The sequence below is a fragment of the Stenotrophomonas sp. YJH_SMC_80 genome (assembly GCF_059372495.1).
This window is the reverse complement of record NZ_JCAFVP010000002.1, coordinates 253,348-272,852: the sequence shown is the minus strand read 5'-3', so window position 1 is coordinate 272,852 and position 19,505 is coordinate 253,348. Positions and strand designations below refer to the sequence as shown.

At 66.0% G+C, this 19,505-nt stretch carries 13 protein-coding genes; 5 read left to right on the top strand and 8 right to left on the bottom strand.

Features of this window, described 5'->3' with window-relative positions; genetic code table 11:
- The first annotated feature begins 96 nt into the window (after positions 1-96).
- Positions 97-1,245: an acyl-CoA dehydrogenase family protein gene (locus AC5P99_RS04265; RefSeq protein WP_005410250.1), complete on the top strand. Its 1,149-nt coding sequence runs from the start codon at positions 97-99 to the stop codon at positions 1,243-1,245.
- A 45-nt stretch (positions 1,246-1,290) separates the two neighbouring features.
- Here AC5P99_RS04265 and AC5P99_RS04260 read toward each other — a convergent pair whose 3' ends face one another.
- Positions 1,291-2,208 (bottom strand): hypothetical protein, encoded by a 918-nt coding sequence (locus AC5P99_RS04260; protein ID WP_088436563.1) that lies wholly within the window; start codon positions 2,206-2,208, stop codon positions 1,291-1,293.
- Positions 2,209-2,416: 208 nt separating this feature from the next.
- On the opposite strand from AC5P99_RS04260, the gene AC5P99_RS04255 reads away from it, so the two are divergent.
- The gene (locus tag AC5P99_RS04255; RefSeq protein ID WP_239522811.1) at positions 2,417-2,779 is read left to right on the top strand and encodes a hypothetical protein; all 363 of its coding nucleotides are present in this window, start codon (positions 2,417-2,419) and stop codon (positions 2,777-2,779) included.
- A gap of 152 nt (positions 2,780-2,931) precedes the next feature.
- Here AC5P99_RS04255 and AC5P99_RS04250 read toward each other — a convergent pair whose 3' ends face one another.
- From AC5P99_RS04250 to AC5P99_RS04240, 3 genes are read right to left on the bottom strand one after another with little or no spacing between them, the layout of a single operon-like run.
- A complete protein-coding gene (locus tag AC5P99_RS04250; protein ID WP_005413921.1) occupies positions 2,932-6,105 on the bottom strand; it encodes a multidrug efflux RND transporter permease subunit in 3,174 nt (1,057 codons plus the stop codon).
- A 15-nt stretch (positions 6,106-6,120) separates the two neighbouring features.
- Positions 6,121-7,389 (bottom strand): efflux RND transporter periplasmic adaptor subunit, encoded by a 1,269-nt coding sequence (locus tag AC5P99_RS04245; RefSeq protein WP_049448991.1) that lies wholly within the window; start codon positions 7,387-7,389, stop codon positions 6,121-6,123.
- Positions 7,389-8,045, bottom strand: a complete 657-nt coding sequence (locus AC5P99_RS04240; protein WP_005410245.1) for a TetR/AcrR family transcriptional regulator — start codon at positions 8,043-8,045, stop codon at positions 7,389-7,391. Before AC5P99_RS04240 ends, AC5P99_RS04245 begins: the two co-directional genes overlap by 1 nt.
- A 250-nt stretch (positions 8,046-8,295) precedes the next feature.
- Here AC5P99_RS04240 and AC5P99_RS04235 point away from each other — a divergent pair, with 250 nt between their 5' ends.
- The 3 genes from AC5P99_RS04235 (at position 8,296) to AC5P99_RS04225 (ending at position 15,228) form a co-directional block, all read left to right on the top strand.
- A complete protein-coding gene (locus AC5P99_RS04235; protein ID WP_088436565.1) occupies positions 8,296-13,272 on the top strand; it encodes an NAD-glutamate dehydrogenase in 4,977 nt (1,658 codons plus the stop codon).
- Between the two features lie 190 nt (positions 13,273-13,462).
- Positions 13,463-14,236, top strand: coding sequence for an NAD kinase (locus tag AC5P99_RS04230; protein WP_005410243.1), 774 nt, complete (start codon positions 13,463-13,465; stop codon positions 14,234-14,236).
- 47 nt (positions 14,237-14,283) lie between these two features.
- Positions 14,284-15,228, top strand: coding sequence for a 5'-nucleotidase (locus tag AC5P99_RS04225; RefSeq protein WP_005410242.1), 945 nt, complete (start codon positions 14,284-14,286; stop codon positions 15,226-15,228).
- 180 nt (positions 15,229-15,408) lie between these two features.
- Here the strand turns inward: AC5P99_RS04225 and AC5P99_RS04220 are convergent, their stop codons facing one another.
- From AC5P99_RS04220 to AC5P99_RS04205, 4 genes are read right to left on the bottom strand one after another with little or no spacing between them, the layout of a single operon-like run.
- On the bottom strand, positions 15,409-15,960 hold the full coding sequence (locus tag AC5P99_RS04220; protein ID WP_088436566.1) for a DUF2939 domain-containing protein: 552 nt from the start codon (positions 15,958-15,960) through the stop codon (positions 15,409-15,411).
- Between the two features lie 55 nt (positions 15,961-16,015).
- The gene (locus AC5P99_RS04215) at positions 16,016-16,702 is read right to left on the bottom strand and encodes a DUF2461 domain-containing protein (protein ID WP_005410240.1); all 687 of its coding nucleotides are present in this window, start codon (positions 16,700-16,702) and stop codon (positions 16,016-16,018) included.
- A complete protein-coding gene (gene sbcB, locus AC5P99_RS04210) occupies positions 16,699-18,138 on the bottom strand; it encodes an exodeoxyribonuclease I (RefSeq protein ID WP_099473775.1) in 1,440 nt (479 codons plus the stop codon). Before sbcB ends, AC5P99_RS04215 begins: the two co-directional genes overlap by 4 nt.
- Positions 18,138-19,505, bottom strand: coding sequence for an FAD-dependent oxidoreductase (locus AC5P99_RS04205; protein WP_012480765.1), 1,368 nt, complete (start codon positions 19,503-19,505; stop codon positions 18,138-18,140). The genes sbcB and AC5P99_RS04205 overlap by 1 nt, the downstream gene beginning before the upstream one ends.

Genomic DNA, 19,505 nt, shown 5'->3' with positions numbered 1-19,505 from the left:
AGTCGCCAGCGTACGGAAACAGCCGGGCCCCGGTACAATCGGGGCACCTGGGCGCGCCGTATGTAGCCCATAACTTCATGTACCCGGGAGGGTGTTGTGGATTTCAGCTTTACCGAAGAGCAGTTGATGCTGCAGGACGTTGCGCGGCGCATCGCGCAGGAGAAGATCGCCCCGAGCGCGGAGCACCATGACCGTACCGGCGAGTTCCCGCTCGACAACATCCGCCTGCTGGGCGAGAACGGCCTGATGGGCATCGAAGTGCCGACCGAATACGGTGGCGCGGGCATGGACCCGGTTGCGTACGTGCTGGCGATGGTGGAGGTCGCCGCCGCCGACGCAGCCCATTCGACCATCATGTCGGTCAACAACTCGCTGTTCTGCAACGGCATCCTCACCCACGGTACCGAGCAGCAGAAGCAGACCTACGTGCGTGCCATCGCCGAGGGCGAGGCCATCGGCGCGTTCGCGCTGACCGAGCCGCAGTCCGGCTCCGATGCCACCGCCATGCGCTGCCGCGCGGTGAAGCAGGCCGACGGCACCTTCGTCATCAACGGCAAGAAGAGCTGGATCACCTCCGGCCCGGTGGCCAGGTACATCGTGCTGTTCGCGATGAGCGAGCCGGACAAGGGCGCGCGCGGCATCACCGCCTTCCTCATCGATACCGACAAGGCGGGCTTCGGTCGCGGCAAGACCGAGCCGAAGCTGGGCATCCGCGCTTCGGCCACCTGCGAGATCGAGTTCAACGATTACGTGGCGCAGGCCGAAGACGTGCTGGGCCAGGAAGGCGAGGGCTTCAAGATCGCCATGAGCGTGCTCGATGCTGGCCGCATCGGCATCGCCTCGCAGGCCATCGGGATCGCCCGCGCCGCCTATGAGGCGACCCTGGAATACGTGAAGGAGCGCAAGGCCTTCGGCGCGGCCATCGGCACCTTCCAGATGACCCAGGCCAAGATCGCCGACATGAAGTGCAAGCTGGACGCAGCGCTGCTGCTGACCCTGCGTGCCGCGTGGGTGAAGGGCCAGGGCAAGCGTTTCAGCACCGAAGCAGCGGTGGCCAAACTGACCGCTTCGGAAGCAGCGATGTGGATCACGCACCAGGCGGTGCAGATCCACGGCGGCATGGGGTACTCGAAGGAGATGCCGCTGGAGCGTTACTTCCGTGATGCCAAGATCACCGAGATCTACGAGGGCACCTCGGAGATCCAGCGCCTGGTGATCGCGCGCAACGAGACCGGGTTGCGCTGATGGACGCGACGGGGCGGCGATTGCCGCCCCGTTTCCCTTGTGCGATCAACGTGGCAATCGGCAAACGATATCCGTTCCGTTCCATTCACAGACGATCTGCAGCGACTCAGGTGGAGCACCGGGGAACATGTTCACCCCATAGAGGCGACCGGAGTCGATCCATCGATCCAGATCGTCCCGGCTGTTGAAGTTGTAGGTGCCGGCGAAGTGTTGGGCCAGGCCGGGGCTGGTTGCCGCGCCGTCGGGAATCATGTTGCCATTGGCGTCCTTGCTCTGGCCTTGCACGTATCTGGCGGTGTCCACTGACGAAGAGACGATGACCAGCGTAGTCTTCGAGCCATCGCGCCAGGTGATCCTGTAGATTGCACCGTCGATTCCGAGGGCCTTGCTGACGAAGCTCAGGCCGATCGAGGACAGGAATGTCGCCATGCTGTTCCAGGCCCTCGACGATGTCGTGGCGCCAGTGAATGCCTTGCCCATGGCGCTCTCCAGCCTGAATCGCTCGGTTGCCATCTGCACGACATCGTAGGCGTTGAGGTTCTTGTGCTCTTCCGGGAAGCCTATGCCGTTGGCGTATTGCGGGTCATCAGGATGAACCTCGTACTGGACTCCTCTTCCGGTCCACTGCCGCGGCGCGAACTGTACGGTTGGCACGTTGTTGTCGAGCATCCCCATGATCCGATTGAAGGATGCGTTGATTGGCCCGGGAATCTGCGCCCTGGTGGCGCGATACCGACGCAGCTCGCGATCGTATTCCACATCGAAGCCATGGAGCCGGCGCTGCTGGAAGTCGACGACGATGGTGGGCCCCGTGCCCGAGTAAAGCGCCAGTGCGCGTGGATCGCGACAGTTGTCGCAGACGAGGACGCCTGCCGCATGTGCGTCCTGGACGCTGCTGGCCGCGAAGAGCGCGCCAAGCAGAAGGGCGGGGCGGCTGAAGCGTCGTAGTGGTGCTCTTTCCATGAACTGTCTCCTGGGCGGCATCGGATCGATTGCCGTGGAGGCATCTGGATAGCAACGATCCGGGCGTGCCGCACTTCTGCGCGCCCAGGAATCCAAAGCGGGGGCCTTATGCGAAACCGGTAGACGCCTTGAGCGCCTCGTTGTCGGCGCAGCAGTGGAAGGGACTTTTCAGTACAGGCCGTATGCGACCGGTCTCCGGGCAGGCGACATGCCAACGATTCATTGGCATTCCCGCTCCTTGGTCGCAGAATGCTCCACCGTTCATGGACGCCACCACATGCTCATCTATCGAGGCGCAGGGCTGCTGACCCTGCTCACACCGATCGCTGCCGTGCTGCTCATCCTCATCCTGTTCCCGGATCCAGCGGTGGGTCGCGGCAATACTTCACTCAGCCAGGTCCTGCTGGCGTTCGGCCTTGGCTCGGCAATCAACACGGTGCTGGGTTTCGTGCTCAATCGAAAGCCGCGTGTACCTGGGCAGCATGCTCCGCATCACTTCTTCTTCCTGCCGATGCAATGGCCTGCACTGGCGATTGTGGCGGCATGCGTGGTGATCGCAGTGTTGCGCTGAGACGCTGCCCGGACAGCGCCCACCAAGGTTGGCGACTACCGGGTATGCGTCGCTCCGGTAGATGCCGACCTGGGGCGGCATGGGTCCAGAAGCGGCAACAAAAAAGGCCCCGGATCGCACCGGGGCCTTTCTCGTTTCAGTTCACCGCTGGATCAACGATCCGGACGGTGTGCTGCATCCGCGTCGCGCTGGCGTTCCATGAACTCCTTGGACGGTTCATCCAGCTTGTCGCCCAGCATGCGGCGCACGACCACGAAGAACACCGGGATCATCAACAGGCCGAGCAGGGTGGCGAACAGCATGCCGCCGATCACGCCGGTACCGATGGCGTGGCGGGAATTGGCGCCCGCGCCGGTGGAGATCGCCATCGGGATCACGCCCATGATGAACGCGAACGAGGTCATCAGGATCGGGCGGAAACGCAGGCGGGCCGCTTCGATGGTGGCATCGCGCAGGTTCTTGCCGGCGGCGCGCTGCTCCACCGCGAACTCCACGATCAGGATCGCGTTCTTCGCCGCCAGGCCGATCACGGTGATCAGGCCGATCTTGAAGAACAGATCGTTGGGCAGGCCGCGCAGCATCGACAGGCCGAGGGCACCGAGCACACCCAGCGGCACCACCAGCAGCACTGCCACCGGGATCGACCAGCTCTCATACAGCGCGGCCAGGCACAGGAACACCACTACGATCGACAGCACCAGCAGCAGCGTCGCCGCGTTGCCAGCCAGGATTTCCTGGTAGGACATGCCCGACCAGTCGTAGCCGAAGCCGGCCGGCAGGTCGTCGTTGACGATGCTCTCCATGGTCTGCATCGCCTCGCCCGAGCTGGTACCTGGGGCCTGCGAGCCGACGATGTTGATCGCCGAGTAGCCGTTGTAGCGGCTCAGCGACGGCGGTGCCGACACCCATTCGGACTTGACCACCGTGTTCAGCGGGATCATCGAATTGGTGCCATCGGCGTTCTTGGTCAGGCTGGAGGGGCTGTAGAAGCTCTTCAGCGACTCCTGGCCGGTGCGATACGGACCATCGGCCTGCATGGTCACGCGCTTGATGCGGCCTTCGTAGAAGAAGTCGTTGACGTACACCGGGGCCAGCATCAGCTGGATGGTGCTGTACACGTCCGACACCGACATGCCCATCGACTGCGCCTGCACGCGGTCCACATGCAGCTGCAGCTGCGGCGCGTTTTCCAGGCCGTTCGGGCGCACGCCGACCAGGTGGTCCGGCTTCTGCGCGGCCTGGCCGAGCAGGATGTTGCGGGCCTGCGTCAGCTGCTCGTAACCGGCACCGCTGCGGTCCTGCAGCCACATGTCGAAGCCGCCGAACTGGCCAAGGCCCTGCACGGTGGGCAGGTTGACCACGAAGATCTGCGCTTCCTTGATGCCGTAGAACGCGCCGTTCATGTTCTGGATGAACTCGGGCGCGGTGAACTTGCGTTCCTCCCACGGCTTCAGGCGGATGAAGCCCATGCCGACGTTCTCGCCGGAACCGACGAAGCTGAAGCCGGCCACCTGCAGCATGCCTTCATAGCCATCCTGCTTTTCCAGGATGCCACGCATCTGCGCGAACACTTCGTTGGTCTGGCCCTTGGTCGAGCCCGGCGGCAGCTGCACGATCGCCAGCGCATAGCCCTGGTCTTCTTCCGGCAGGAAGCTGCCCGGCATGCGGGTGAACAGGAAGCCGCACAGTGCGGTGAGCACCACGAACAGGATCATCCAGCGCGGCGCATGGCGCACCGCCGAGGTGATGTGGCCGACATAGGTGTGGCTGATCTTGTCGTAGTACTTGTTGAAGGTGCGGTAGACGATGTTCGGATTGTCGTTGTGCGTCGGCTTCAGGAAGGTCGCGCACAGCGCCGGGGTGAAGCCCAGCGCCAGGAACGCCGAGAACGCCATCGAAATGGCGATGGTCAGGGCGAACTGCTTGTAGATCTCACCGGCGGCGCCGCCCTGCAGGGCGGACGGGATGAACACCGCAGCCAGCACGACGGTGATCGCCACCACCGCGCCGGTGATCTGGGTCATCGCCTTCTGCGTGGCCGGCTTCGGCGCCAGGCCTTCCTCGGTCATGATGCGTTCGACGTTCTCGATCACCACGATCGCGTCATCGACCACGATGCCGATCGCCAGCACCATCGCGAACAGGGTCAGCTGGTTGATCGTGAAGCCGATCATCCACATGCCCAGGAAGGTACCGAGCAGCGCCACCGGGATGACCAGGGTCGGGATCAGCGTGGCGCGGAAGTTCTGCAGGAAGATCAGCATCACCAGGAACACCAGGAACACTGCTTCAAACAGCGTCTTGACCACTTCCTGGATCGAGATCTTGACGAAGGTGGTGCTGTCGTACGGCGAGAACCAGGTCACGCCGGCCGGGAAGCTGGGCTGCAGCTCGTCCATCTTGGCGCGCACCGCCTCGGCCACGTTCAGGGCGTTGGCGCCCGGCAGCAGCTGGATGGCGAAGGCACCGGTCGGCTTGCCGTTGTACTGGGTGTCGAAACCGTAGTTGTTGGCACCGAAGGCAACGCGGGCGATGTCCTTCAACAGCACCCGCGAGCCGTCAGCGTTGGCGCGCAGGATGATGTTCTCGAACTCCTGCGGCGAACTGAAGCGGCCTTCGGCCGAGACCGTGGCGGTGAAGTGCTGGCCTTCCGGCGACGGATCCGAGCCAAGCGCACCGGCGGCGAACTGCACGTTCTGCGCGCGCACCGCAGCCAGCACCTGGCTGGCCGACAGGCCATAACCCTGCATCTTTTCCGGGTTCAGCCAGATGTTCATGGCGTACTCGGAACCGAACTGCTGGGTGCTGCCGACGCCGGGGATACGCGAGACCTGGTCGAGCACGCGCGAACCAACGATGTCGTTCAGCGCATCACGGTTGATGGTCGGGGTATCGGACTGCAGCGCCACCACCATCAGGAAGCCGGCGTTGGCCTTGGCCACCACCACGCCCTGCTGGGTCACTTCCGAAGGCAGTCGTGGCGTGGCCAGCGAGACCTTGTTCTGCACCTGCACCTGGGCGATGTCCGGATCGGTACCCGTCTCGAAGGTCAGGGTGATCTGCGCACGGCCGTTGGACGACGAGGAAGAGCTGAAGTACAGCAGGTGATCGATACCGGTCAGCTGCTGCTCGATCACCTGGGTGACCGATTTTTCCGTGGTGTCGGCACTGGCGCCCGGGTAGGTGGCCGAGACGGTGACCTGCGGTGGGGCGATGTTGGGATAGGACTCCACGCCCAGGTTGAGGATCGCGATCACGCCGCTGAGCGAGATCAGGATCGCCACCACCCAGGCGAAGACTGGATGTTCGATGAAAAATTTAGGCATGACGGAAGGTTCCCGTTACTGCTTGTTCGAATCGGTGGCGGCCGGCTTGGCCGCATCGGCCTGCTCGGGCTTGGCCGCGTCGGCCGGTGCCTTGCCAGCAGCCGGTGCGGTGCCCGCCGGAGCGGCGCCGCCTGCGGCCGGCTTGCCGTTGGCGTCCTGCCCCGGGGTCCACGGCTTGGCCACCGCCGGTGCACCTTCCTTGACCTTCTGCACGCCGGCCACGATCACCTTGTCGCCGGCGGCCAGGCCGTCGCTGACCAGCCAGTTGCCGTTCTGCGCGCCATCGGTCTTCACGTTCTTGCGCACGACCTTGCCGTCGGCGCCGACCACCATCACGTAGCCGCCGGTGGTGTCGCGCAGCAGGGCCTGCTGCGGTACCAGGAAGGCATTGTTGCGTTCGCCCAGGTTGGCCTGGAAGCTGACGAAGGCGCCCGGCAGCAGGATCTGCTGTGGGTTCGGCAGCAACGCGCGCAACGACACCGCACCGGTGGCCGGGTCGACCGTGGTCGAGGAGAAGTCCAGGGTGCCCGGCTCGCTGTAGGTGCTGCCATCGGCCAGCTTGACGTTCACCGTGGCCTTGCCGTCGCCCGACAGCGCCAGCGCGCCCTTGGCCTGTTGCGCGCGCAGCTGGGTCAGCTCGTCCACGCTCAGCGAGAAGTTCACGTACAGCGGGTCGAGCTGGTCGACGGTGGTCAGCAGGGTCACATCGCCCTGGCCGACCAGCGCGCCTTCGGTGACCTGCTGCTTGTTGGCCACGCCGCTGATCGGTGCGGTTACTTCGGTGTAGCCCAGGCTGATGCGCGAGGAAGTCACCGCTGCTTCGGCCTGCTTGACCGCCGCCAGCGCGGTACGCTCGGCCGATTCAGCGTTGTCCAGGTCGGACTTGGAGACGAACTGCTGCGGCGCCAGCGAACGTGCACGGTCGGCGGCCACCTTGGCGTTGGCGTAGGTCGCGCGGGCCGATGCCAGCTGTGCTTCGGAGGCGTTGAGCGAGGCACGCAGCGGCGCCGGGTCGATCAGGAACAGGGTCTGGCCCTGCTTGACCTGCGAGCCTTCCTGGTAGACGCGCTTGAGCAGCACGCCCGGCACGCGCGCACGCACGTCGGCGCTGCGGAACGGCGACAGGCGACCGACCAGCTCGCGCTGCAGCGGCAGGGTCTGCGGCTTGGCGTCGATCACGCCCACCTCCGGCGGCGGGGGCGTCTGCTGTTCCGGCTTCTTGCAGGCAGCCAGCGCGACAGCAACGGCGCACGTCAAGGCAAGGGTGCGGAGTGGGGCGGTCATCAGGAGGAACTCCGGGGTTGGTTTGAAGACGGGGCCGGCGACGGCTGAGGCGCGAAGGCGCGCAGGAAGCTGTCGACGGAGAACTCTGCCCAGCGCCGACGCAGCCGCGCGTCATCACGATGGGGGGTATGGAAACGCTGTTTGTCGAAATCCTGACCGGCAATCATGCTCAGCAGCAGTTCGGCCATGAAGTGCGGGTCGTCATGCCGGAGCTGGCCACGCATGCAAACGGTTTCAATCCATTCAGCAAGATGAAGCGTCAGTGCGCCGGCTCCATGCCGGTACAGCGTACGCGCCTCTTCGGGAAACTGGGCCGCGTCGGCGGCGATCAGCCGGCAGGCCTGGCCCACGTGCGGTTGGTTGAAGTGCTCCAGGAAGTCGGTGGCGAACTGGAGCAGGCTGGCACGCAGGTCGTCAGTGCGGAGTGCACGAACCATGGCGCCGGTGGCGTGGCCGACGTGGCGCTGCATCACCCGGCGCAGCAGTTCCTGCTTGCTGCCGTAGCGCGAGTACAGGGTCTGCTTGGAGCAGCCGGCGTGCTGGGCCACCGCCTCCATGCTCATCTGCATGCCCTGCTGGGCCAGCAGTTCGCGTACGGCGTCGAACACACGCTCATCGCGTGCATCGAGGGCAACGGGGAGGTAGGCCGGGTTCACGCGGTGGACTATACCGTCCAGTTCAGGATTGTGGAATCGCATCGGCGTCGCCGCGTGTGTCTTCCGGTAACACGTTTTGCCGATCCTGTCGGCAGTGCTGAAACAGGCGCCAGCACCATACCGGTGCGAACTGAATAGGCGTTTGAACCGCAGCAAACCCGAATCTGCTTATTCCGTCCTGCAGCAAGGCCTTTTCGCGCGGTAGGGCTACAATTTCATTTTCCCAACTGAGCAAGCGCATCGCTCTGCCATGAAACCGCAAAAAACCGCAGCCAAGACCGTGAAGAACAAGACGAAACCAGCAGAGTCGGAGGTCGCAGTGACCGCTGGTTTCTCCCTGGAGCCGGTGTACACGGCCTTGCGCAAGCGCTACCCCGCGGCCGCACAGGCCGAAGCAGTGGCCTTTGCCACTGACTTCTACAAGCGCATGGAGTCGGACGAGTTCCCGCACCACAGCGCTGAAGAGTGGGCCGCTCTCGCGGCTGAGACGCTGGAATTCGCGCGTGCCCGCAAGGCCGGCAAGGCCAACGTCCGCGTGTTCAATCCGACCGCGAAGGCCAACGGTTGGGAATCGCCGCACACCGTGCTGCAGATCGTCAACGATGACATGCCGTTCCTCGTGGATACGGTCACCATGTCGCTGGCCGAGCAGGGCGTGGGCGTCCACGTGCTGGGCCACCCGGTGCTGCGCTTCACCCGCGACAAGGCCGGCAAGCTGGTCAAGGTCGGCGAGGGTGATGCCGAGTCGGTGATGCTGCTGGAGATCGACCGCCAGCCGGCCGAAGCCATGGCCGCCATCGAACAGGCCATCAACAAGGCGCTGGACGAAGTGCGCGCGATCGTGCGCGACTGGCAGCCGATGAAGGACAAGGCACTGGCGCTGGCCGACGACCTGGGCAAGCGCCAGCTGCCGGTCGACGATGCATCGCGCAAGGAAGCACAGGAGTTCCTGCGCTGGGCCGCCGACAACCACTTCACCTTCTTCGGCTACCGCGAGTACCGCGTCGAGAAGCAGGGCAAGGAAGACGTACTGGCGCCGCTGAACGACACCGGCCTGGGCCTGATGCGCGGCAAGGACAAGTCCGCGGCCCGCCCGGTCAAGACCCTGGCCGCGCAGGGCCTGAACGCCACGTCCGGCCTGAAGGACGCGCTGATCCTGACCAAGACCAATGCCCGTTCGCGCGTGCACCGCGCCGGCTACATGGACTACATCGGCGTGCTGGAATTCGACGCCAAGGGCAAGATCATCGGCGAGCAGCGCTTCCTTGGCCTGTTCACCTCCAGTGCCTACAACCGTCGCCCGTGGGAGATCCCGCTGGTGCGCCAGCGCCACGAGCACGTGATGAAGCAGTCGGGCCTGGCCCCGGCCAGCCACAGTGGCAAGGCCCTGCGCCACATCCTGGAAACGCTGCCGCGCGAAGAACTGTTCCAGTCCAGCGAGGACGAACTGTTCCGCACCGCGATGGGCGTGCTGGGCCTGCAGGAACGCGTGCGCAGCCGCCTGTTCCTGCGCCGCGACAAGTACAGCCGTTTCATCTCCGCGCTGGTCTACCTGCCGCGCGAGCGCTTCAACACCGACGTGCGCCTGCGCATCGAAGCGATGCTGAGGGACGCGCTGCACGGCGAGTACGTCGACAGCTCGGTGGTGCTGGGCGAATCGCCGCTGGCCCAGGTGCACCTGATCGTGCGCCCGAAGCCGGGTGAAATGCTCGACGTTGATACCGCCGAACTGGAGCAGAAGCTGGCCCAGGTCCTGCGCAACTGGCAGGACGACCTGCGCGAAGCGCTGGTGGCCCGCCACGGCGAGACCGAAGGCCTGCGCATCGCCGCCCGCATCGGCAAGGCGCTGCCGGCCGGTTACATCGAAGACAACAGCACGGCTGTTGCGGCCAACGATGTCAGCCAGCTTGATGCCCTGACCGGCCCGGACGACCTGCGCCTGAGCCTGCAGGCCGTGCCGCGCGAAAGCGGTGATGGCCTGCGCCTGAAGCTGTATCGCCAGCTGGACGACATCCCGCTGTCGGACGCGCTGCCGATGATGGAAAACATGGGCCTGCGCGTGATCGCCGAGCGTCCGTACCGCCTGTCGGTCGACAACGCCCCGGTGTACGTGCAGGACTTCGAGGTCGAATCGACCGCCGGCGCGATCGATGCCGCCAGCGTCGATGAAGCCTTCGGCGAGACCTTTGCCCGCGTCTGGCACGGCGATGCCGAGAACGACGGCTTCAACCGCCTGGTGCTGGCTGCCGGCCTGCACTGGCGCCAGGTCGCCATGCTGCGTGGCTACTGCAAGTACCTGCTGCAGACCGGCGTGCCGTTCTCGCAGGCCTACGTGGAAGGCACCTTCGCGCGCTACCCGCTGCTGGCCCGACTGCTGGTCGAGCTGTTCGAAGCGCGCTTCGATCCGGCTACCGGCCACGAGAGCAAGGACGACATCGCCGCCGGCCAGGCCCAGCTGAAGGCCCACTTCGATGTGCTGGCTGCTGGCGACGACGCCACCCTGAAGGTGCTCAAGACCGTGGTCGACGCCCGCAAGGGTGACCGCGACGCGCAGATGCAGGCCGCGCGCGATGCGCTGCTGAAGCTGATGGACCGTGTGTCCAGCCTGGACGAGGACCGCATCCTGCGCTCGTTCATGGGCGTGATCGACGCGACCCTGCGCACCAGCTACTACCAGACCGATGCCAACGGCCAGCACGGCCATGTCATCAGCTTCAAGTTTGATTCGGCGCTGGTGCCGGACCTGCCGAAGCCGCGCCCGTACCGCGAGATCTTCGTCTACGGCCCGCGCGTGGAAGGTACCCACCTGCGCTTCGGCGCGGTCGCCCGTGGTGGCCTGCGCTGGTCGGATCGTCGCGAAGACTTCCGTACCGAAGTGCTGGGCCTGGTCAAGGCACAGATGGTCAAGAACACCGTGATCGTGCCGGTCGGCGCGAAGGGCGGCTTCTTCGCCAAGACCCCGCCGGTGAACGGCGACCGCGACGCGATCTTCGCCAACGGCGTGGCCTGCTACAAGCTGTTCATCCAGGGCCTGCTGGACATCACCGACAACATCGTCAACAACAAGATCGTGCCGCCGGTGGATGTCGTGCGCCACGACATGGACGATCCGTACCTGGTGGTGGCCGCCGACAAGGGCACCGCGACCTTCTCCGACATCGCCAACGGCCTGGCCATCGCGCACGGCTTCTGGATGGGCGATGCGTTCGCCTCCGGTGGTTCGGTTGGCTATGACCACAAGGGCATGGGCATCACCGCACGCGGTGCGTGGGAATCGGTCAAGCGCCACTTCCGTGCGCTGGGCCGTGACAGCCAGACCCAGGACTTCACTGCGGTCGGCGTCGGCGACATGTCCGGCGACGTGTTCGGCAACGGCATGCTGCTGTCGCGCCACATCCGCCTGGTCGCTGCCTTCGACCACCGCCACATCTTCCTGGACCCGAACCCGGATGCGGCCACCACGTTCGTCGAACGTGAGCGCCTGTTCACCGTGCCGCGTTCGAGCTGGGCGGACTACGACGCCAAGCTGATCAGCAAGGGCGGCGGCGTATACCCGCGCAGCCTGAAGTCGATCGAGATCACCCCGCAGGTGCGTGAAGCGCTGGGCCTGGATGACAACGTCAAGGCGCTGTCGCCGAACGATCTGATGAGCGCGATCCTGAAGGCACCGGTCGACCTGCTGTGGAACGGCGGCATCGGTACCTACGTGAAGGCTGCCAGCGAGCAGCACAGCGATGTCGGCGACCGCGCCAACAACGCCCTGCGCGTGAACGGTGGCGAGCTGCGCTGCAAGGTGGTGGGCGAGGGCGGCAACCTGGGCATGACCCAGCTGGGCCGCATCGAAGCCGCCCAGGCCGGCGTGCTGCTCAACACCGACTTCATCGACAACTCGGCCGGTGTCGACACCTCCGACCACGAAGTCAACATCAAGATCCTGCTCAACGATGTGGTGCGGGCCAAGAAGCTGACCGTCGAGCAGCGCAACAAGCTGCTGGCCTCGATGACCGATGAAGTCGCCGAGCTGGTGCTCAACGACAACTACCGCCAGAACCAGGCGCTGAGCCTGATGGAGCGGATGGCGGTCAAGCGCCTGGGTTCCAAGCAGCACTTCATCCGTACCCTGGAACAGCAGGGCCTGCTGGATCGCCAGATCGAGTTCCTGCCGTCCGACGCCGAGCTGTCCCAGCGCAAGGCACGCGGCCAGGGCCTGACCCGCCCGGAACTGTCGGTGCTGCTGTCCTACTCGAAGCTGGTGGCGTTCGCCCAGCTGCTGGAATCGGACATCCCGGAAGATCCGTACCTGTCCAAGGAACTGCAGCGTTACTTCCCGACCCCGCTGCAGAAGAAGTACGCCGACGCGATGGAGCGTCACCGCCTGAAGCGCGAAATCATCGCCACGGCCGTGACCAACCAGACCATCAACCGCATGGGCGCCACCTTCCTGATGCGCATGCAGGAAGACACCGGCCGTTCCATCGCCGAGGTCGCCAAGGCCTACACCATCAGCCGCGAAACGCTGGATGCGCGCGCGCTGTGGGCGCAGATCGATGCACTCGACGGCAAGGTGCCGGAGTCGGTGCAGATCGACGCACTGGAAGTGATCTGGAAGCTGCAGCGTTCGTTCGTGCGTTGGCTGCTGTCGCGCCCGGGCGCGATGCCGGGCATCACTGAAGCGGTCAACCGCTACCAGGGTCCGTTCAACGACATCCGCGTTGCCTCGGGTGTGCTGCCGGATTCGCAGCGTCCGACCTACGAAGCCCTGGTGGCCGAGTGGAAGGAAAAGGGCCTGCCGTCCGCGCTGGCGCAGCAGCTGGCCGAACTGCACTTCCTGGAGCCGGCGTTCGACATCATCGAACTGGCCCGCACCCGCAAGCTGAAGCCGGTGGACGTGTCCAAGGTCCACTTCCGCCTGGGCGATGCCCTGCAGCTGCCGTGGCTGTTCGAGCAGGTCGATGCGCTGGAGGTCAACGGTCGTTGGCACGCCGTGGCACGTGGCGTGCTGCGTGACGAGCTGGCCGCCAACCACCGCAACCTGGCCGGCCAGGTGCTGGGCACCAAGGGCAGCAGCGCGGAAGCCAAGGTCGCAGCCTGGATGGGCCGTGACGACAACAGCCTGCGCTTCACCCTGGCGATGCTGGCCGAACTGGCCGAGCAGAAGACCCTGGACTACCCGACCGTTTCAGTCGCGGTGCAGCGCCTGGGCCAGCTGGCGGCACACGGCGCGTAAGTGAAGTAGTGCCAGGCCATGCCTGGCATGCGTGAACCGGAACGGCCCCGCGAAAGCGGGGCCGTTCTGCATTGCACGGTAGTGCCGGCCGCTGGCCGGCAGCCGCATGAACCGCAACCGGGTGCAGCTGCCGGCCAGCGGCCGGCACTACCGGGTATGCTCTTGCAGGCACACCCACCCGGATCCACCGATGAGCGACACCCCCCGCATCGCTTTCCTGGCCAGCACCGCCGAGCCCGCGCAGATGGCCCGCGCGGCGATGATCTCGCGTTATGGCGATCACGCGCCGGAGCAGGCCGACGTGCTGTGCCCGCTGGGGGGCGACGGCTTCATGCTGCAGACCCTGCATCGGCATGGGCACCTGGGCAAGCCGGTGTTCGGCATGAAGCTGGGCACGGTCGGCTTCCTGATGAACCAGTACCGTGGAGACGACGACGTGCAGGCCCGCATCGCACGCGCAGAACCGGCCAACCTGCGCCCGCTGGAAATGGTGGCGCTGACCGAGTCCGGCACCAGTACCGGCTCGCTGGCCTACAACGACGTTTCGCTGCTGCGCCAGACCCGGCAGGCCGCGCATATCGGTATCGATCTGAACGGCCAGGAGCGCGTGGCCGAACTGATCGGCGACGGCGTGCTGGTGGCCACCCCGGCCGGCAGCACCGCCTACAACTATTCCGCGCATGGTCCGGTGCTGCCGCTGGGCTCGCACACCATCGCGCTGACGCCGTTGGCCCCGTACCGGCCGCGGCGCTGGCGCGGGGCGATCCTGAAGGCCGATACCGAAGTGCGCTTCCGCGTGCTCGATCCGTACAAGCGCCCGGTCAGCGTGACTGCTGATTCGCACGAGACCCGCGACGTGGTCGAGGTGACCATCCGTGAGTCGAAGGACCGCCGCGTGACCCTGCTGTTCGACCCGGAGCACAACCTGGAAGACCGGATCCTGAGCGAACAGTTCGTTTTTTGAGGACAATGGGCAGCCGGCCGTGCCGACCGCTTGAAGGACCCCCACCGATGGGCGACAACTCCCCCCGTTTGCTGACCGTCGCGGTGACCTCGCGCGCGCTGTTCGACCTCGAGGAAAGCCACGCGCTGTTCGAGAGCGATGGCGTGGCGGCCTATGCCGAATTCCAGCGCCAGCACGAGGACGATATCCTCGGCCCCGGCGTGGCCTTCCCGGTGGTGCGCAAGCTGCTGGCTTTGAACCAGGGGGCCAGCCCGGAGAATCCTCGCGTCGAGGTGATCCTGCTGTCGCGCAACTCGGCCGATACCGGCCTGCGCATCTTCAATTCGATCCAGCACTACGGCCTGGGCATCATCCGCGCAACGTTCACCGCCGGCGAGCCGACCTGGCCGTACGTGAAGCCGTTCGGCACCGACCTGTTCCTGTCGGCCAACCCGGAATCGGTGCGCAGCGCGCTGCGCCACGGCATCGCCGCGGCGACCATTCTGCCCAAGCCGCCTGGCGAAACCGCCGCCGCGGCGGCCGACCAGATCGATACCGGTCGCCCGGCCGGCCAGTTGCGCATCGCCTTCGACGGTGACGCAGTGATCTTCGGTGACGAGAGCGAGCGCATCTCACGCGAGCAGGGCGTGGAGGCGTTTGGCCGGCACGAGCGTGAACGGGCCCGCGAACCCCTCAGCGGCGGCCCATTCCGCGGTTTCCTGTCGGCCCTGCATACGCTGCAGGAAGTGTTCCCGGCCGGCGAGAGCGCGCCGATCCGCACTGCGCTGGTGACCGCACGCTCGGCACCGGCGCATGAGCGCGTAATCCGCACCCTGCGCGAGTGGGGAGTGCGCCTGGACGAAGCGCTGTTCCTCGGCGGCCGCCACAAGGGGCCGTTCCTGCAGGCGTTCGGTGCCGACATCTTCTTCGATGATTCGCAGCACAACATCGACAGTGCGCGCGAACACGTGGCCGCCGGCCACGTACCGCACGGTGTCGCCAACGAGGGGTGAGACCATGCCGGGTGGGTGCCAACCGTTGGTTGGCACTGCCATGCATCGACGCCCACCAAGGTGGGCATCTACCAGAGCGCTGTACCGCGGTAGTCGCCAACCTTGGTTGGCGCCGTCCTGGATCCATGCCCACCAAGGTGGGCACCTACCGAAAGCAGCACCGTCGAAGGGCATGACCCGTCACGGGGTGCCCGACATCCCCAACTGCAGATCCACCACCTTCCAGCGCAGGCCCTGCGGTTCCAGCACCACTTTCATCGGCGGCTGGTCGGGGCCGCGATCGACGTCGATCACGAAGCGGTCCAGCGCTTCGAAGTGATGCTCGGCGTTCTTCAATGGCCGTGCCGGCTCGGTCGCGCCGAAGGCATCACCGCCCTGCAGTTCATTGCGGCCGCGCTTCCACAGCACGTGGCCCTGCAGCATTGCGCCGATCCCGGTCGGGGTCACCATGGTTTCCACGGCTGCACCGCCGAGCTGGTCGCCAAGGCCGTAGAGCAGGGCGCCGAACGGGCTGGCCGCTACATCCGGGCCGGCCTGGCGTACCAGATAGTCGTTGAGCTGGGCGCGCAGGCTGCTGCGCACGCGAGGGAAATCGACATAGCGTTCCAGTCGCGCCGTGTCGCGTTCTTCGATGGCCTTGGACAGGCCATGCACGGCCATGTACGGGCCGCCGAACCACCACGCAGCCAAGGACAGGACCAGCAGCACGGCCAGTGCAGTGAGCTTCTTCATGCTGTCCAGACTGCCGCAAGTGAGGCAGCCAGTGGTGAACGGCAGGTGATGCGGCTCAGAACTCCAGGTCCAGCGCCGCGCACAGGTAGTCAACGAACGGGCCGAGCCCAGCCAGGTCCTTGCCCAGCGTGGACAGCAGGCGCGGGCCGGTCATGGTGGCATCGTCCAGCGAGCGCCACATCACCCAGTTGCGGTGCTTGAGGTCGTCGATGAACTCGAAGTCGGCCGGGAAGCCACGCGGGGGCCGCACCAGCTTTTCGCTCTCCTCGAAATCGAAGCGTTTGCGCAGGGCCGGTGCATGCGCGGCGGCCTTCCAGCTGCCCGGATTGTCGAGGATGAAGTGGCGTACGCGGCGCTGGGTTTCCGGTTCCGGATGCCACAGGCCGGCGCCGACGAAGCTCTCGCCCGGCTGCAGGTGCACGTAGAACGAGGGCGCGGCCACTTCGCGGCGGCGCTCATGGAACAGGCGTGCACCCTGCCAGGTCTTGTACGGCGACTTGTCGTTGGAAAAACGCGCGTCACGATGGATGCGGAACAGCGAGCCACCGACGCCACGGGTATCGGCGCGGAAGTGCTCGCTGACCTCGGCCAGCGCCGGCTGCAGGTCGCCCAGCAGGCGCAGGAACGGTTGCCGCACGTGGTCTTCGTACTGCTGGCGGTGATCGTTGAACCAGGCCTTGTCGTTGTGCCGCGCAAGGCTGCGCAGGAACTTGAAGCTGGCATCCGAGAAATAAGTGCTCACAGCGTCTCCTGCAGGTGCTGGCCCCAGTCGCGCAGCGATTGCAGCAGGGCCTGGCGCCGGGTGTCATCGGGCGCTTCAGCGGCCAGTGCATCCAGCTGCTGCTGGTACTGGGGCAGGTTGAGTTCGCCCAGGCCGCCGTCTCCGAGCAGGCGCTGGCGGCGGTAATCCTGCCAGCGCTGGCGTTCAGGCGACGCGAGGCTGTCGGGATGATTGCGCGCGCGGTAGCGGAACAGCAGCTCCGGCAGGCGCGGGTCGCGGAAGCGACCTTCCAGCGCGGCCAGCTGCTCGGGCGCGGTGGTGCGTGCAAGCGCAAGCAGCGGCTTGTCACCGTTGCCGAGGAAGCCGTCGTACAGCGAGGCATCGACGTCGGCCACGGTGGCGGCGCGGGGTTGGTTGTAGACCTGCCGGGCTTTTTCGGCCAGCTGCGGGGCGAACGCGCGCAAGCGCTCCACCTTGGCTTCGATCGCAGCCACATCCAGGCCGAGGCGCGCGTGATCATCGGCGCGCAGGTGGTTCCAGGCGATCAGCGCCGGCACCTTGTTCAGATGCACTTCTTTCAGAGGTACCCGTGCCGCGCCTTCGGGCAGCTCGCTGGCGCGCATGTACAGGCGCTGTGCGATCACCTCGGCCGGCAGTTCCAGCAGGTCGTCGATCTCGCCTTCCAGGTCGAACACGATCACCCGGTTGTTGATGGTCGGGTGCACGGCCAACGGCAGCACCGGTGCCGCGCACAGGCGGCTGGCCGGGTAGCGCATGGAAATGTGCAGCACCGGCTTCATCGCGGCCACGTCCAGCAGGCCGCCGACGAAGCGCTTGTCGCGCAGCTTCAGGGCGTAGTCCCACAGGCGTGGTTGCGACTGCTTGAACAGCCGCGCCATGCCGATGGTGGCGCGCACGTCGGACAGTGCTTCGTGTGCATCGCCTTCGCGCACGTGGTTGGCTTCGGCCAGATGTTCGAGCTTGAACGAGGTGGCGCCATCCTCGCGCAGCGGCCACTGGATGCCGTCCGGGCGCATCGCGCGCATCAGCCGCAGCATGTCCAGCAGGTCCCAGCGCGAATTGCCGTTGCGCCACTCGCGTTCGTATGGGTCGTGGAAGTTGCGGAACAGCCCGTAGCGGACGAACTCATCGTCGAAGCGCAGCGTGTTGTAGCCCAGCGCGCAGGTGCCGGGGCGCGACAGCTGCTCGTTGATGCGGTCGAAGGCCTCGGCCTCGCTGATGCCCTCGGCCAGTGCCTGCTGCGGGGTGATGCCGGTAACCAGGGTGGCCATCGGCGAGGGCAGCAGGTCATCGGCCGGGCGCACGAAGAAGCTGACCGGGGTGTCGATTTCGTTGAGATCGGCGTCGGTGCGGATGGCGGCGAACTGCGAGATGCGCGTGCGCCGCGGGTCCTGGCCGAAGGTTTCCAGATCGTAGAACAGGAAGCTGTCAGCCATCAGTGCGCGCCCTCCAGGACCGGCAGCTGCGCATGAATCTGCGCTTCCAGCGCGGCCCAGTCGATGTTGTCCAGTGAATCATGGCCGGTGGTGGCGGCCACCAGCATGTCGCGTTGCAGTTCGGTGCGGCGCAGCGCCTCGGCGTACGGCGTGTGCAGGAAGGTGACCATGGTGTAGTGCGGCACGAAGCGGGTCGGCCAGCGCCGCTGCAGTTCCTGTTCCAGTTCGCGCTGCAGCAGGAATGCAGGGTCGGCGACGCGGTCGCGCATTTCCAGGTAGTTCTCGAGCGCCATCTGCTGGATGGCACGTGCATTCGGCTTGCGCTCGGCTTCGAACGCGGCGAACGCACCTTCCAGATCATCGGCCTCCATCAGGTGGCGGGCCAGCGCAACGCAGTCCTCGAACGCGCAGTTCATGCCCTGGCCGTGGAACGGCACCATCGCATGCGCGGCGTCGCCGATCAGCACGGCACGGCCCTGCTGGTGCCAGCGATCGAGCGTCAGCGTGCCAAGCAGGCCCGGCGGGTGCTGTTCCCAGTCTGCGCGCAGGTTCGGGATCAGCGGCAGGGTGTCGGCGAACTCGCGCGCGAACAGCGCCTCGGCCTGCGCGCCGGTATTGATCGTGGCGAAGCTGGGATCGCCCTGGTTGGGCAGGAACAAAGTGACGGTGAAGGTGCCTTCGTGATTGGGCAGGGCGATGCACATGTAATGGCCGCGCGGCCAGATATGCAGCGCGTTGCGCTCGATGCGGAAGCTGCCATCGTCGGCCGGCGGAATTTCCAGCTCCTTGTAGGAGTGATCGAGGAACGCGATGTCCTCGCCCAGCGGCGCCCGCCGGTTCATCGCCGCGCGCAGGGCCGAGCCTGCACCATCGGCACCGATCAGGGTGTCGAAGCGGATGTCATGTGGGCTGTCGTCGCGGTCGTCGATGAAGCGTGCGTAGCCGGCGTCGAAATCGACGGTGTGCAGGCGGCGGTGGAAGTGTACGGTCGCGCCAGCCTGTTCGGCCAGTTCCAGCAGCGTGGTGTTGAGGTCGCTGCGATGGATCGACCAGATCACTTCGCTGTCGTCGCGGCCATAGCGCTGCAGCTGCGGTTCGCCTTCGCGCGGATGCACCATGCGTCCGCGCATCATCACCGCGCGCGCCATGACCTCGTCTTCCACACCGGCCTGGCGCAGCGCATTGCGCCCACGCTCGGCCAGCGCCAGGTTGATCGAGCGGCCGCTCTCATAGTCGGCCACGCGTGGATCGCCACGGCGTTCGTACAGGGTGATGCGCCAGCCCTGGCGTGACAGCAGGATGGCCAGCAGCGACCCGGCGAGGCCGGCACCGATAATGCTCAACGAGCGGGAAGCATGTGCGATCAA

Excerpts from the sequence above, each read along its gene's own strand:
- AC5P99_RS04260 (WP_088436563.1), bottom strand. The coding sequence starts at position 2,208 with ATGGAAAGAGCACCACTACGACGCTTCAGCCGCCCCGCCCTTCTGCTT.
- AC5P99_RS04255 (WP_239522811.1), top strand. The coding sequence starts at position 2,417 with ATGCCAACGATTCATTGGCATTCCCGCTCCTTGGTCGCAGAATGCTCC.
- AC5P99_RS04250 (WP_005413921.1), bottom strand. The coding sequence starts at position 6,105 with ATGCCTAAATTTTTCATCGAACATCCAGTCTTCGCCTGGGTGGTGGCG.
- AC5P99_RS04245 (WP_049448991.1), bottom strand. The coding sequence starts at position 7,389 with ATGACCGCCCCACTCCGCACCCTTGCCTTGACGTGCGCCGTTGCTGTC.
- AC5P99_RS04235 (WP_088436565.1), top strand. The coding sequence starts at position 8,296 with ATGAAACCGCAAAAAACCGCAGCCAAGACCGTGAAGAACAAGACGAAA.
- AC5P99_RS04230 (WP_005410243.1), top strand. The coding sequence starts at position 13,463 with ATGAGCGACACCCCCCGCATCGCTTTCCTGGCCAGCACCGCCGAGCCC.
- AC5P99_RS04225 (WP_005410242.1), top strand. The coding sequence starts at position 14,284 with ATGGGCGACAACTCCCCCCGTTTGCTGACCGTCGCGGTGACCTCGCGC.
- AC5P99_RS04220 (WP_088436566.1), bottom strand. The coding sequence starts at position 15,960 with ATGAAGAAGCTCACTGCACTGGCCGTGCTGCTGGTCCTGTCCTTGGCT.
- sbcB (WP_099473775.1), bottom strand. The coding sequence starts at position 18,138 with ATGGCTGACAGCTTCCTGTTCTACGATCTGGAAACCTTCGGCCAGGAC.